The 14073-nt window shown below is 46.4% G+C and carries 10 protein-coding genes; 3 read left to right on the forward strand and 7 right to left on the reverse strand.

The genetic code is table 11. The features are described 5' to 3' along the window. Positions 1–494: 494 nt before the first annotated feature. Both msrB and RT717_RS06620 read right to left on the reverse strand, forming a co-directional pair. A complete protein-coding gene (gene msrB / locus RT717_RS06615) occupies positions 495–992 on the reverse strand; it encodes a peptide-methionine (R)-S-oxide reductase MsrB (protein ID WP_317490952.1) in 498 nt (165 codons plus the stop codon). Between the two features lie 262 nt (positions 993–1254). Then, positions 1255–3696, reverse strand: coding sequence for an ABC transporter permease (locus tag RT717_RS06620; protein ID WP_317490953.1), 2442 nt, complete (start codon positions 3694–3696; stop codon positions 1255–1257). Between the two features lie 150 nt (positions 3697–3846). Between RT717_RS06620 and RT717_RS06625 the strand changes: the two genes are divergently transcribed. Further along, positions 3847–5829: a CocE/NonD family hydrolase gene (locus RT717_RS06625; protein WP_317490954.1), complete on the forward strand. Its 1983-nt coding sequence runs from the start codon at positions 3847–3849 to the stop codon at positions 5827–5829. Between the two features lie 78 nt (positions 5830–5907). Beyond that, positions 5908–6588, forward strand: a complete 681-nt coding sequence (locus tag RT717_RS06630) for an ABC transporter ATP-binding protein (protein ID WP_151998560.1) — start codon at positions 5908–5910, stop codon at positions 6586–6588. A gap of 55 nt (positions 6589–6643) precedes the next feature. On the opposite strand, the gene RT717_RS06635 is transcribed toward RT717_RS06630, so the two are convergent. The 5 genes from RT717_RS06635 to RT717_RS06655 form a co-directional block, all read right to left on the reverse strand. Continuing rightward, positions 6644–7015 (reverse strand): hypothetical protein, encoded by a 372-nt coding sequence (locus RT717_RS06635; protein ID WP_317490955.1) that lies wholly within the window; start codon positions 7013–7015, stop codon positions 6644–6646. Further along, positions 7012–9438 (reverse strand): penicillin acylase family protein, encoded by a 2427-nt coding sequence (locus RT717_RS06640; protein WP_317490956.1) that lies wholly within the window; start codon positions 9436–9438, stop codon positions 7012–7014. Before RT717_RS06640 ends, RT717_RS06635 begins: the two co-directional genes overlap by 4 nt. A 171-nt stretch (positions 9439–9609) precedes the next feature. Further along, positions 9610–10464 (reverse strand): DUF6089 family protein, encoded by an 855-nt coding sequence (locus tag RT717_RS06645; RefSeq protein WP_317490957.1) that lies wholly within the window; start codon positions 10462–10464, stop codon positions 9610–9612. Between the two features lie 114 nt (positions 10465–10578). Further along, positions 10579–11061: a YkgJ family cysteine cluster protein gene (locus tag RT717_RS06650; protein WP_317490958.1), complete on the reverse strand. Its 483-nt coding sequence runs from the start codon at positions 11059–11061 to the stop codon at positions 10579–10581. Positions 11062–11085: 24 nt separating this feature from the next. Continuing rightward, positions 11086–11466 (reverse strand): DUF7793 family protein, encoded by a 381-nt coding sequence (locus RT717_RS06655; RefSeq protein ID WP_317490959.1) that lies wholly within the window; start codon positions 11464–11466, stop codon positions 11086–11088. 132 nt (positions 11467–11598) lie between these two features. On the opposite strand from RT717_RS06655, the gene RT717_RS06660 reads away from it, so the two are divergent. After that, positions 11599–14025 carry a bifunctional aminotransferase class I/II-fold pyridoxal phosphate-dependent enzyme/GNAT family N-acetyltransferase gene (locus tag RT717_RS06660; RefSeq protein WP_317490960.1) on the forward strand — a complete coding sequence of 809 codons (2427 nt, stop codon included), beginning with the start codon at positions 11599–11601 and terminating at the stop codon, positions 14023–14025. Positions 14026–14073 lie beyond the last annotated feature (48 nt).

Genomic DNA, 14073 nt, shown 5'->3' on the forward strand with positions numbered 1-14073 from the left:
TAAAATTTGTTTTTCAGCGGTTAGATGGAATAGCCTGTACCATTACGGAATAGATCTTAGTCTGCTGACAGGTTATTCATTCCGTTGGGTAAGGTATTCCTTATGGCTATTTCATGTTTCTTTTTTTTGAAAAGGAAATTACAGCCAAGCGGCGAAATACCAAGAATCAAAAGACAAAAATCAAATAAAACTCAAAAGGGGAAGGTTGAAATTTTGAAAGGCAGTTGCTGCCGAACGGTGATTGCGAGGTCATTATGCAGTTCTTTCCCAGGTCAATGGCTAATGGCCCGTGGCAATCTGTTTATAAGGAGTAAAATTCTAATAAACAGATTGCTCCCGCACTCATCAAGTTGTTCCGCAATTGGAATGAGAACCAGTACTTCCCACCAGGCATTGGCCAAGCGAAATCTTATTCTACTTCTACGTTTATTTTCCTTCGAATCTGAACCTTGTTTGGGCTTTGCCTTTCGTGTTTGTTTTTTGCGGGGTCTGGTTTATTTTTTCTCTGCTACAAACTCCAGCGACACCGAATTCAGGCAGTACCTCAGTCCGGTTGGCTTGGGTCCATCAGGAAATACGTGACCAAGGTGACCGCCACAGCGGGCACATAGTACTTCGTCTCTCACCATGCCGAGCGATTTATCGGTTCCGACGAGGATGTTCTTTTTTTCAAGCGGCTGGTAGAAACTTGGCCATCCGGTGCCAGACTCAAATTTGGTTTGTGAACTGAATAGTGGCAACCCACATGCGGCACAATTGTATTGTCCTTTATCGTGGTTGTCCCAGTATTTGCCAGTGAAAGCCCTTTCAGTTCCCTTTTCTCTCAGCACATAGTATTGGTCGGCTGTTAGCTTTTCTTTCCATTGCGCTTCTGTTAGCTTAAACTCTCCTGTGCCCGTATTGGCCGCAACTTCTTTCTGTCCCTGTGCCTGGCAGCTGGTAACGAACGCCAACAAGGCAAGACCAGTCATTTTTATCAATAAGTTCTTCATGGCTTTCTTTTTTGGTATAACTACGAAGTTAACAACATTGTTGGTTTGCCAGGTTCGCTTTATTTGAGCGAAACGTCACGAAGAAGACCGAATACACGCACGAGCAAACAACAAGGCTCAAAAACAAAAAGGCAAATTAACATCAAATACAAAGCTCCAGACTTAGGCCTACTGCCAAATTACCGATCGGTGGAGTTGCCCTTCAATTTCGAATTTGGAACTTCTTTGTTTTTTTCCTTTTGCTATTTGTTTTTTTACCCAGCTATTCGTTCCTCAGCGTGCTCACCGGATTCGAATAAGCTGCTTTGATCGCCTGATAGCTAATGGTCAGGCCGACGATCAAAAGCGTCAAGCCACCTGCCAGCAGGAAGCTTCCCGGCCCGATATTGATGCGAAAGCTAAAGTCGCTAAGCCACCCATCCATAAAGTAGTAAACCACGGGCACGGCAATCAACAGCGAAAGCAAAACAAGCAGAGCAAATCCTTTGGACAGTAGCAAGATGATGTTGCCAATGGTGGCACCCAGCACCTTACGTATGCTGATTTCCTTCATTTTCTGCTGTGCCAGAAACATGATCAGGCCATACGAGCCCAGGCAGGAAATAAGAATGGCAATGCCTGCAAAGTAGCCTACGATTTTCCCTAGTCGCTCTTCATTTCGGTATGAAGATGCGAGCGTTTCATCCAGAAAGGAATATTCAAACGCCTTTTCGGGGAAGTGCCTGGTCCAAATCTCTTCTATGCCGGCAATGGTGGCAGGCAGGTTTTGCTGATGAACTTTAATTGAGAACATGGTGAAGTTGGCCACCGATACCCGAAACACTAATGGCCCTATGGGCTGCTGCAAAGTCATGAAATGGAAGTCTTTGATTACTCCAACCACCTGGCAGTCATTTCCTTCTACTGTGAATTTTTTGCCAATGGCCTCTTCATTAGAGCCAAAGCCGTAGTCTTTCACGGCTGACTCATTAACGAGCACTGCGTTGAGGTGGTCAGTTCCAAACGACTTATCAAAGGCCCTGCCGGTAACAACGTTCAGACCATATGTATCAATAAAGTCATAGTCTACCGAGAGCACAGGCGCTATGATATTTTCTTCTCTTGTATGTCCATCGGGAACAACAGGCCGATAAACAGATCCCAAGCCTAGTGGATTATCGGAAAGGGTGGACGCCAACACATTGGGGCTCCTCATCATTTCGTCTTCGAAGGTGTTCATTCGTTGCCTCATGTCGCCTTCAACGCCTCCAAAAGCATTATTGAAATTATTGCTAAAGAGCGGCACGTTAATAATGAAGTCTTTTTCAAAACCCATAGGTCGATTGCGCATGAAGTTGACTTGTTGGTATACTATGATACCACCTGAGATCAGTATGATGGAAACGGTGAACTGAACAATTACAAGGACCTTACGAAACGAAAGACCCGCTTTTCCTTTATTTGAAAGAATACCTTTAAGCGAGTTGGCCGGATCGATTTTAGTTACAAAGAATGCGGGGTACAGTCCGGCAGCGATGGCTGTTGTGACCACCAGAGCAAGAAACATCAGTGCATTGGATGCAGTGATGAAGTCACCAAATAACAGCTCTTTGTCGGTAAGTGTATTCAGGGCAGGCAGCAGGTAAAATGAGAGCCCACAAGCAATGAAAGCTGCTACCAGACTTACCACAAGCGATTCACCCAGAAATTGTATGACTAGCTGGGTTTTCCAGGCACCCAATACCTTACGCATGCCAATCTCTTTTGTCCGTTGCAGCGACTTGGCAGTGGACAGGTTGATAAAGTTGATGCAGGCAATGAGCAGCGTCAAAATGGCAATGGCTGAGAAAATATATACAAAAGTGATGCTGGACACTGGTTCGGGGTCTGCAGCAAGATTGGCATACAGGCGGGTGTCCGACATGGGAAAGAACGACCACTTCTGACCCAATTTGAGGTTTTCAGGAACAAACTTGTCATAGAAAGCTTCGAACCGTGCATTGGCCGTTTCCGCTGACTCCCCTTCTTTCAGCAGTGCGTAGGTGTATAGGTGTGAGGCTACCCAATTTTGGTTGAGTCGTTGCTTCAGCTCCTGGCCGTTGCCCTGTTCTATGTCAAATAGGTTGTCGAACGGAGCGATCATACTGAAATGAACATGAGAAGCGCTGGGAAAGTCTTTTATTATCCCCGTTACATTGAAAGGGTGATTGCCTGCCAGATAAATGGTTTTACCGATGGCGTTTTCATTTCCAAAATACTTCTCAGCTACTTCATCGGTTAGCACAACAGAAAAGGGATTTCTGAGCATTGATGCGGGGTCGCCAGCCACGTACTCAAAAGTGAAAATGTCCTGAATAGAGCTATCTGCGAAGAAAATCCTGCCTTCTTCGAATTGCTTTTTATTACCAGCCTGATCTACGATTTCGACACTGGCGTCCCTGTTGTACATTCTTGCCGCTTTTTCCACTTCGGGAAAAAATGAGACAAGATTCGGAGCAATAGGCAAAGGACTTCGTGCGAGATTGAATCCATTGATTTCGTATTTGAGTCTGTAAATACGCTCACTCTTGGTGTGAAACTTGTCATAGCTCAACTCGTCTTGCACATAGATGAAAAGCAGCAGGCAGCAGGTGAGGCCGATAGACAGGCCAAGAATATTGATGAGAGAATAGGCTTTGTGACGCAGAAGATTCCTTATCGCCACTTTGAAGTAGTTCTTAAGCATGTCCTTTGAATTTTGAGTTACTGTATGAGCGAATTAATGTGAAAAAGGTTGCTTTTATTACGCTAATGGTGGAAATCAATTTCCTTGTGTCACTATTTTTATATCGGTTGACGGCAGTGGCGGCCAGGATTACTCCAAAATAGAAAACAAATGCCAATACACAGAGTGCTTACTGATAAAGAATTGAGCCGCAGGGAGTTTGTGCGAACATCTGGCTTGCTGGGCCTCATGGTGTATGGCGGTGGAGTACTGGTGGGCTGCAAACAAGAAAGTTATACGCCTTTCGAAACAATTATCGAAAATGATATCATGGTAGACATGCGGGATGGGGTACGACTTGCCACCGACGTTTACTTTCCAGCAAAAAGCAATAAAAGAATCGGCAAGGCTTTTCCGGTTATTTTGGAGCGAACTCCTTACGGCAAGCACCTGCCAGTCGTTTCTGAAGTGACAGCGGCAGACACTACAACCTATAAGGACAGGGCCGAGGTGGCAGCATTCTTTGTCAGCGAAGGCTACATCGTGGTCTATCAGGATTGCCGTGGCCGCTACAATTCGGAAGGTGAGTATGTCAAATACCTGTCCGATCCGAATGATGGCTTTGATACCTGCGAGTGGATTTTGAAACAGCCTTGGTGTAACGGGAAGATCGGAACAATGGGTTTGTCGTATGCTGCCCATAATCAGGCATCTCTGGCAAGTGCCGGAGCTCCGGGGGTAGTGGCGATGTGGCTCGACTCGGGCGGCTTCTCCAACAGCTATCAGGGCGGCATTCGGCAGGGAGGAGCTTTTGAGCTCAAGCAGGTCACCTGGGCGATTAGAAATGGCCCGAAAGACCCGGAAGCATTGAAAGATCCGGTAGTGCAGGCGATTTTTAAAAACATGGACGTGAAAGGCTGGTTCAAAAAAATGCCCTGGCAGCCTGGCAACTCTCCTCTTACCGCCGTGCCCGAATACGAGGACTATGTGTTTGAACAGTGGCGGCATGGCGACTTCGACGACTACTGGAAGCAGCCCGGCATTTATGCGCAGGGATATTATGATAAATTCCCGAACGCAGCTCAGGTTCACATGAGCGGCTGGTACGATCCCTATCCCCGAACGGCTATTGATAACTATCTGGGCATGAAGAAGCTCGGCAAGGGGCCTTTGAAACTCATCATTGGGCCGTGGATGCATGGCAGGAGGTCTTTCACCTACGCTGGCGATGTTGATTTTGGCAGCCAGGCTACTTTGGATGCAAACCTGTCACCCGACTACCTCACCGCCAGGCTGCGTTGGTTTGATCAATGGATGAAAGGAAACAATAACGGCACCAAAGAGGAGCCAGAGGTAGCGGTATTTGTGATGGGAGGGGGCAGCGGAAGGAAGAACGCTGAGGGAAGGCTTGACCATGGTGGGAAGTGGAGGTTTGCTAAGCAATGGCCAATACCTGAAGCGCAGGAGTTGAAACTTTATTTAAATAGCAGGGGAGGATTGGAAAGTGACCTGGCCGCAGATAATAGGCCTCTTTCCTTTACATATGACCCCGACCATCCCGTGCCGAGCGTAGGTGGAAACATTACGTCGGGTGCCCCCATTATGGAGGGTGGTGCCTTTGACCAGGTGGAGAGTGAGAGGTTTTTTGGTTCAGAAAGTGAAGGCAGAAAGCTGTCGGACCGGTCGGACGTGCTCAGTTTTCAAACAGAGTCATTGGAGCGGGACATCGAGGTAACGGGACATATACTCGCCAATCTTTGGGTATCGTCCAACTGTGTGGATACGGATTTCACCATGAAGCTCGTCGATGTGTATCCGCCGTCCGAAGACTATCCAAACGGCTTTGCGATGAATATTACCGACGGAATTTTACGATGCAGGTACAGAGATTCATGGGAAAGGCCGACGCTTATGACGCCGGGGGAGGTATATCCCATTACCATAGAACCATTTCCCAGTAGCAACCTCTTCAGAAAGGGACATAGAGTGAGACTGGATATATCGAGCAGTAATTTCCCGCATTTTGACCTCAACTTCAACACAGGCGAGCCCGAAGGGATGGCTACCACTAAGAAAGTGGCTGCAAACACTGTTTATATGACCCCGGAACAGCCTTCGCACATTGTGCTGCCTGTTATTCCGTTTGGAGACTGATGCAGCTTTTGCATAAATTGTTCGTCATTTTGATATGAATTTCCGTATACTCAACCATTCAAAATAAAAGGACTAATAATGATCAAACTGCAAAACATCGACAAGTACGTCGATTCTAAATTTCAGAGGGTATTTATACTTAAAGGGATTGACCTGGAGGTAAAGCAAGGAGAATTTGTCAGCATCATGGGACCGTCAGGCTCCGGCAAATCTACCGTCTTGAACATCATCGGTATGCTCGACAAGCCAAACGCTGGCGAGTACTATTTCCTTGATGAGCCTGTTCATAAATTCAGTGAGCGAAAGACCTCTGAGCTACATAAAAACCATATTGGGTTTGTTTTTCAGGCGTATCATCTGATTGATGAGCTGACTGTGTATGAAAACATTGAAACGCCCTTGTTGTACCGTGGAGTAAAGGGTAAGGAGCGCTCCAGCATGGTGGCAGAAATGCTCGACCGTTTTTCGATGGTGGCAAAAAAGGATCTCTTCCCTGAGCAGCTTTCAGGTGGGCAGCAGCAGTTGGTAGGTATTGCCAGGGCTATTGTGGGGGAACCGAAGTTGCTTCTGGCCGATGAGCCCACAGGCAACCTGCATTCGGAGCAGGGCAAGGATATTATGGAGCTTTTCAAGAAGTTGAACGAAGAAGGAATGACCATTATTCAGGTAACTCACAACGAGGCGTATGCCGAATATGGCACTCGGATAGTGAAGCTGGAAGATGGAATGATCGTTAGCGACGTTCAAAACAAAAAATAGAACCTTCAAAAGAGATGGTCTATTGTAGCCAGTTGCGCAGCAGCTGGCTATTTTTTTAGCTGTAGAAGCTGGCTTTCTTTTTCTTGATGAATATCTGACGGAAGCTGTTGCCTGACAGCGACCCCAGCCCGCCAGCAATGGCACCTACGAAGCCGGAGCCAATCACCAGGTAAATGGGATCGCCCACTTTGAACAGCGCAGCCACCTTGGCAGTAAGTATGCTGTGTGATTCGATGTCTATTTTCCATGAAATGACCATCCACAGCAAGCCAACACCAATAAAGCCACTTACAAATGCACCGAAACTGCTGGTAGGAATTGCCAGCGACACGCCTGCAGCCACCACTACCATTCCCCACCAGGGAAGGTACAGGCCTGACAGGTAAGCCAATCCGGCGATGAGCATTACTTTTATGATGAGTTTCATTTGTTGGAAGGGTTAAGCGTTTGAACAAGCGTCGCATTAGCGGCGAGATCAGCCTGCTGGGATGTGAATTGCAGGCTGAGGTATTTACCGGTTGCCCAGGGCGTGACCATATCAGCATAAGTTGGGTTGCCCGGGTTGCCGGTTTGGCTGCCGGGATAAACTCCCCAGGCTTTTACGCCCGCCTTGTCCAGCTCCACCACCATCCTCCACGACGGGCCGTGCCTTCGGCTGGCAGCATTGACTATGCCATGATTGCCGCCAATCTGCACATCGGTTACACTGAATGGTTCCAGCCGCATGAGATGCTGAATTGTGGTGTTCTTGAAGTTGGCCCAGGTGAGGTCAACGCTGTGATTGCCTTTCCAGCTTTCAACGCTATCAAGGGAGGAAACAAAAGTAATTGACAAAACATCCTTTATCGTTTCTTTTCGGGAGGTGCCAAGCACATCGGCGAAAGCGAGATCAGGATTGTTTTTCATGAGCACACTGGTGTGGTAGTTGTGCGGCTTGTAGGCCGCTACGCTCATTGTGTCAAACTCATCCCAGAGCAATGCATAAAACTGATCCCACCACTCTTCAAAGTAGACCGGCGCCACCTTTTCGGGGTCGTTAAAATAGTCCCACTTGCGTAACAGTTGATAAACCTCCCTGGTACGGGCAACCATCTTTCCGGTGTCAAGGCTGTCGAGCATAAAAGTCAGGTTCTCGTAGGCCAGGTAGTTATAGTTGTCGTTTTGCAGCTTCATCATGTCTTCAGGCTTAATGTTCTGCATAATTTTCAGCCGGTCGTTAATTCGCCTGTTTCTATAATGCTCGTAATTGTAGTCGTAAACGTAATAGGGGTAGGTGGCATCTGCCGGGTGCTGGTTAGCTGAGCTTACGAAATTCCGGGCTGGATTGAGTTCGTGGATATTTTGCTGCTGAGGAATGAAAGGCCCCCAGTCGTATTTACTGTAACGCCCGTCCATCAGGAATTTTCCCTGCTCGGGGTATTTTACAGGGAATTTACCCTGCACCCACATGGCAATATTGCCGTGTACATCTCCGTAGACAATGTTTTGTGGTGGCCCTGAGTAGTGTTTGAGCCCCTCCAGGTAGTCGTTGTAGTTTTTGCCCCGGTTGAAATGATAGAATAGACGGAAGTCGTTGGACGTGTCGTGTGCCGTCCACCGAAACGCAAAATTCACCTGCTCGCCGTTGCCTTTGAAGTTTCGGTCGTAGGTAACAGGGCCAAAGTGGGTGTAGATCACTGTGTCATACTTAGTGTCCTCGCCTCTAACTGTAATTTCTTCTATCACTTTCTGTGTTTTCAGCCATTTACCGTCGTAGAGGTATTCGTCACGGTCATCATTTCTGAATTGGATGTAGAACCAGTCAGCCACATCTCTCTTGGCGTTGGTGAATCCAAAAGCGATGGAATCTGTAAACCCAATGGTGATACCGGGCGATCCGGGAAAAACTGCGCCCATTACATTTACTGATGGGCTATGCAAATGTGCCGCATACCAGATGGAAGGTAAGTTGAGGCCAAGATCCGGTTCGTTGGCCAGCAACACATGCCCGCTCGCAGTTTTGCTACCAGTTACGGCAAAGTTGTTACTGCCGTTTTTTGGGTCAGGCTTGCTGATGACCTGCTTTACTTTTGTAAGTGGTAAAGAGTCGTTGGGGTTAGCAACTCTTAAGGGTTCGAAGTCAAACTTAGTGCCTGCGGTAATAATTGGATCGATGCCTGGGTCTCTGTCAGGAAACAAAAAATTGAACGTGTCTTTACCCAGAAGCCTCACCATGTTGGTGTTTTCAAGGTCGGCTTCTCCAGAAGAAAGCTGATCAGACATTTCTTTGAGTAGCAGACATATTTTATATGGGCTAAATGGTTCTGGCTCATAGTCGAGCAGTTTATATTCTATTGGAAGGTCTTTGTAGTCCAGTGTGGCGATGTAAGCATTTACGCCATCGCTATAAGCCTGAAGCATTTCGTATATGGCCTTGTCTTTTTTTACCTCCTCAAGCATCCAACTGGCACTGTAGGCTAGTCCTTTTCTTCGTTGCTGCTGATCAAGCGACAGGGTGAGGGGGCCAAGAATTTCCGATAGCCGGCCCGCTGTTTTGTAGAGCTGAAACTCCATTTGCCAAAGCCGGTGGAAGGCGATAGTATATCCTTCTGCAAAGTAGAGATCGTGGTCGCTTTCAGCGAAAATGTGCGGAATCAGGTCTTTGTCCCAGTATATTTTCACAGGTTCTTCCAGGCCATCCAAAGCTAGCTGCTCTGGTGCTTTGATAGCAGTGTATTCGCTGTTGGCCCAGAAGCCACTCATCGGATTAAGGAACTTTCCCAGTGGTGGGATATTGCCATTTTTGGAATTCAGAACGACTACAAGAACGATCGTTATTATTGTGAAAAAGACAAACTTAAATACTTTCATTCTGGGGCTGGGTTTCTACGTCGAAATATAGCCACTTTTGAAAAGGTCTTCAGAGATTCGTCAAAAAATGTGATCGATGTTTTTTTAGGTGGTCGTTGCGGGTTGATCAACGACCTCAGGGCTATGGCCGGGGAAATATGAAGCAGGAGTGTGGCTTGCTGCTTTGTCGTTTTAATGGAAAGCAGAAGGCTTGGAGAACCAGCTTTCACCACCTTTGAAAAGGTGTGTGGGAAGGTAGAATTCAAGTTTCCATTGCAACAGCAGGTAAGAATCATTCCCGGCTTCACCTCGCTTTGCTCCGGGTATCATGGCCTCGTAGGCCGTTTCATTTACCATGTCTATTTCATCCTTCCTGTTAGAAAGGGTGAGAGCTTTGCCTGAAAGACCGCTTCCGTAGTTTTCGGACACATCGTCGAGCCTGTCGGTAAACGTGTAGCGGTAACCGACTTCGCCAACCAGGTTAATGAACTCGTTAATCCTGGCTTTTACTCCCACACCAAATGGAATAACGATCGCAGTTCCTTTGTAGGTAGTGCCCTCAGTCGCTAAAGGGCGGAGGGCTTCCCATTTCCCGTCGAGCTGGGCTTTGGGGTTTACGGTTGTCACCCCAACCGCAACATGTGCGTACGGTTCAAACTTTCTTCTCTGATGATAGATTTTATTATAGGGCTTGAAGTAATACATAGCCCCCAATTGCCCTTCAAAATTATTGGAACGAAAAGAAAGGTTGCGTTGCTTGTTGAAGCTGCTGTCTTCGGCATAGGTGTCACTACCCGATATATTATAGTAGACAAACTCAGCCCTGGCTGCCCACCGGGTAAGCAAGCGGCACTCAACTCCAAGGTTGAGATTGGAAAGCCCCTGTTGAAACCCCTTTCCGTTGTTCAGCTCTCCCAGGTACAGCGTGTGACCAGTTCCGGCAGTCAGACTGAAATAACGGTCGTTGTATTGCCAGGATAAAAAATTCTGGGCCGACACCTTTATAAAAGGAATCAATAAAATGGCAAGGAGGATAGCTTTTTTCATACGCCTAAGGCCGAAAATAGGAAATGTTTTACATTTTAAGGACAACCGCCTTCATTTTAAGCCATATTTTCATAAACCAGCCAACATGGTTTAACCCTGACAGATGCCTAAAATTTATATTACTTTCTCAAGCCTTTCTACGATTTGCAACACGGCCGGACAAACCTGGGTGTTTCTCATAGTGAGATCCAGGATTTGGTGCATCTTCTTTCTGTTTGTGTGGGGATACTCTCTGCAAGCTCTGGGGCGGGCTTCATATATGGAGCAATAGTTGTCAGCACCCAGAAAGGCACAGGGGGAGCTTTTCAGCACGTAGTCGCCCTCATTGTCAATTTTTAAATACTGTTCGGTAAACGCAGATGGCTTAATTTTTAAAAATCTGGAGATCCTGTCGATATCGGCTCCGATAAAAATGGGGCTGGTGGTCTTGCAGCAATTGGCGCAGGTCAAGCAATCCACTTCTTCAAACACTTCTTCATGAAGTGAGTGAAAAACATCGTCCAAATGGGGGATTCTTTTCCTTTTAATTCTTGAAATAAACTTCTGAAACCCTGGCTTTTTACTGATTGCGTCAGAAGCGAACCGTTCTAAATCCATTGTATGCATGTAAGGAAGCGCCCACTAATCCACATTTTCTTTTTTAAATGTTGAAAGCCAGCCTAAAGCATCTTCCTGTGAGGTAAAGAGCCTCGTAGGTATGGTGGGTTTGCTCACGCTGAGAAAAAAATTACCCAGCAGCCGATTGACTGGCGACCCGACAACCAGCGCACAAGCGTTCATATTTTTGATTCCATCCCCCTCAGCAAAAGCCGAACGGGCGTCTTTTGTGATGGTTTTTACACTTGAAACATCCCCCAGGAAAGGATATGTCTTTCCGTCGCAGGCTTCTACCCGAGCGGTAATCATGTGGTTGGCCACTTCCAGATCGACCTCGTCCACTTTGTAATACCCAAACATGATATCGTCTTCTGTCCAAATCTTTATGTACTGGTTTTCTATCATATCATTTACTCTGTTACGGATGTAGGGTTCTTAGTTCATTAGGGCATATTCAGGATAGATGGCAGAGTAATTTTGAGTCATAATTAACAAAAACTAATCTCTAGCAAGCTTCAAAAGTAAACTATTTTTCTCATGGCTAAAACACGTCACAATCATTTACTGGATACAATTGATGATATTATTACCAGTGCCGCTAACAAAGGCATTGTCCACCTTCACTCTCAGGGAGACTCCTTGTCAGGCTCAACCCTAAGGATCAATGACAGGGAATTGAAACACTTTGGCACATGCGGTTATCTGGGGCTGGAACAAGATTCAAGGCTAAAGGCTGGTGTGATTGATGCCGTGACTAAATATGGCACCCAGTTTCCTATGTCGAAGACTTATGTGTCGTCACCACTATATGCTGAGTTGGAGAATTTGATAGAAGCAATGTATGGTTATCCTGTTATTCTCACTAAGAATAGTACCCTTGGGCACATCACAGTGATACCTTCTATTATAAGAGACGACGACGTTGTTATCCTGGATCAGCAAGTGCATGCCAGCATACAAAGTGCCGTGCAAATGCTGAAACCAAAAGGTGTGCGGGTAGAGATTATCCGCCATAGCAACCTCGAAATGCTGGAGGAAAGAATACAAGAATTGCGCTCTAAGTACAACCGCATCTGGTACATGGCCGATGGCGTGTATTCTATGTATGGTGATGTGGCTCCGATAAAGGAAATGCAAAAGCTGGCAGATAAATATGATCAACTCTACTTGTACGTTGACGATGCCCATGGAATGAGTTGGGCAGGTGAGCATGGCACAGGCTTTATCATGAGCCAGGTTAAGATGCATAGAAAAATGGTGCTGTGCGCAACCATGGGCAAGTGCTTTGGCGCCACCGGCGGGCTCATTGTCTTTCCCGAAGAGGAAATGCGACGCAAAGTAAAAATATTCGGTGGTCCTCTTACTTTCTCAGTGCAAATAGAACCACCCATGCTTGGTGCTGCTATTGCTTCAGCGAAAATTCACCTTTCGGATGAGATATATGCCATGCAGCAGCGGTTAGCTGGTAAGATTGAGTTTTGCAATGAGCTTATTCGGCAAACTGACCTTCCGCTGGTGGTCGAAAATGAGTGCCCTATTTTCTTTATAGGCACAGGCATGCCTGCCACAGGATACAATTTTGTAGAACGGCTGATGAAAGAAGGGTATTATGTCAACCTGGGTGTGTTTCCGGCGGTGCCTGTGAAAAATACAGGGGTTCGGTTTACAATCTCTTGCCACAATAGCGAAGCAGACATTGAAGGCTTTGTGGAGGCGATGGACTACCACTACCCGAAGGCATTGGAAGATGAGGGCAAAACGGAGAACGAAGTACGCAAATCATTTAAAATGCCATTGTTGAGTGAGAAGGCAACTTTAGAAGCAAAAGTCACTTCGGAGCTTACAGCGCAGGTGAGCTCAACCATAGAAGCATTTCCAGAAGAAGAGTGGAACAGGCTTATCAGCAAGAACATGTCTGTCGACTGGAAGGGTATGAAATTCATTGAGGAGGCATTTTCTGGCAACGACCTTCCTGAGGAAAATTGGAAATTCCACTATCTGATGGTGCGGGACGGCGAAGGAACGCCAGTTTTGGCTACGTTCTTCTCAAGTGCGCTCTGTAAGGATGATATATTCGCCCAGGCTGGTGTTTCCATTCAACTTGAAGAGGATAGAAAATATAATCCCTACCTGCTGACTTCACAAACCCTTGTGATGGGCTCGTTGATGACCGAAGGCAACCACTTTTACCTGAATAAGGGGCATAGCCAGTGGGAAGAAGCTGTCAGGATCATGATTGGAAAGGTCGGTGAAATTCAGGAGTCTGAGAAAATAAGCGCTACCTATCTGAGAGACTTTGATGACAACGACCCTCAACTGAAGGAGGTGTTTCACGACCAGGGCTTTGTAAAAGTTGATGTTCCCGACTCTTGCGTAATTGACAAGCTTGGATGGAAAAACACAGACGAATTCCTTTCGGGGCTGTCAACCCGCTCACGTCGCCACATACGTTACGATGTACTGAAGTATGAGCATATGTTTGATGTTGAGGTGGTAAATGCACCCTCAAAAGAGGATATGAGACATTTTCAGGACCTGTTTAGAAATGTCAGGAACAGGAACTTTGCCATTAATGTGTTTGACTATCCTGATAAATTTTTTCAAATGATGCCAGGTGAAGCCGGGTGGGAGTTTGTGGTGCTGAAACTGAAGCCTGAATTCGATAGTAACCAGAAACCTGTTGCTGTCGCCTTTAATTACCGGAACGACGCTGGAGTATATACCTTCCTTTTGATAGGAATGGACTATGAATATCTTGAAAAGTACAATATCTACAGGCAAACTATTTACAGAACGCTTCAGCAGGCAAACACGCTTGGCTATCAGACGCTGCGACTAGGTATCTCGGCCACGATTGAGAAGAAGAAATTTGGCGCTAGCGTGCATCCAAAGGTGGCGTTTGTTCAAATCAAGGACAACTTTAATATGGAACAGATTGAGCAGTTGGCTGTGAGCCAGGCTTAATTTAAAAGGAATTAGTTTACTCTCTTATAATATCTTATGACCGTATCA

It is taken from the genome of Imperialibacter roseus (assembly GCF_032999765.1).
Taxonomy (GTDB): Bacteria; Bacteroidota; Bacteroidia; order Cytophagales; family Cyclobacteriaceae; genus Imperialibacter; species Imperialibacter roseus.

Bases quoted from the DNA above. Each gene is read 5' to 3' on its own strand.
- msrB (WP_317490952.1), bottom strand. From the start codon at position 992: ATGAAGAACTTATTGATAAAAATGACTGGTCTTGCCTTGTTGGCGTTC.
- RT717_RS06620 (WP_317490953.1), bottom strand. From the start codon at position 3,696: ATGCTTAAGAACTACTTCAAAGTGGCGATAAGGAATCTTCTGCGTCAC.
- RT717_RS06625 (WP_317490954.1), top strand. From the start codon at position 3,847: ATGCCAATACACAGAGTGCTTACTGATAAAGAATTGAGCCGCAGGGAG.
- RT717_RS06630 (WP_151998560.1), top strand. From the start codon at position 5,908: ATGATCAAACTGCAAAACATCGACAAGTACGTCGATTCTAAATTTCAG.
- RT717_RS06635 (WP_317490955.1), bottom strand. From the start codon at position 7,015: ATGAAACTCATCATAAAAGTAATGCTCATCGCCGGATTGGCTTACCTG.
- RT717_RS06640 (WP_317490956.1), bottom strand. From the start codon at position 9,438: ATGAAAGTATTTAAGTTTGTCTTTTTCACAATAATAACGATCGTTCTT.
- RT717_RS06645 (WP_317490957.1), bottom strand. From the start codon at position 10,464: ATGAAAAAAGCTATCCTCCTTGCCATTTTATTGATTCCTTTTATAAAG.
- RT717_RS06650 (WP_317490958.1), bottom strand. From the start codon at position 11,061: ATGGATTTAGAACGGTTCGCTTCTGACGCAATCAGTAAAAAGCCAGGG.
- RT717_RS06655 (WP_317490959.1), bottom strand. From the start codon at position 11,466: ATGATAGAAAACCAGTACATAAAGATTTGGACAGAAGACGATATCATG.
- RT717_RS06660 (WP_317490960.1), top strand. From the start codon at position 11,599: ATGGCTAAAACACGTCACAATCATTTACTGGATACAATTGATGATATT.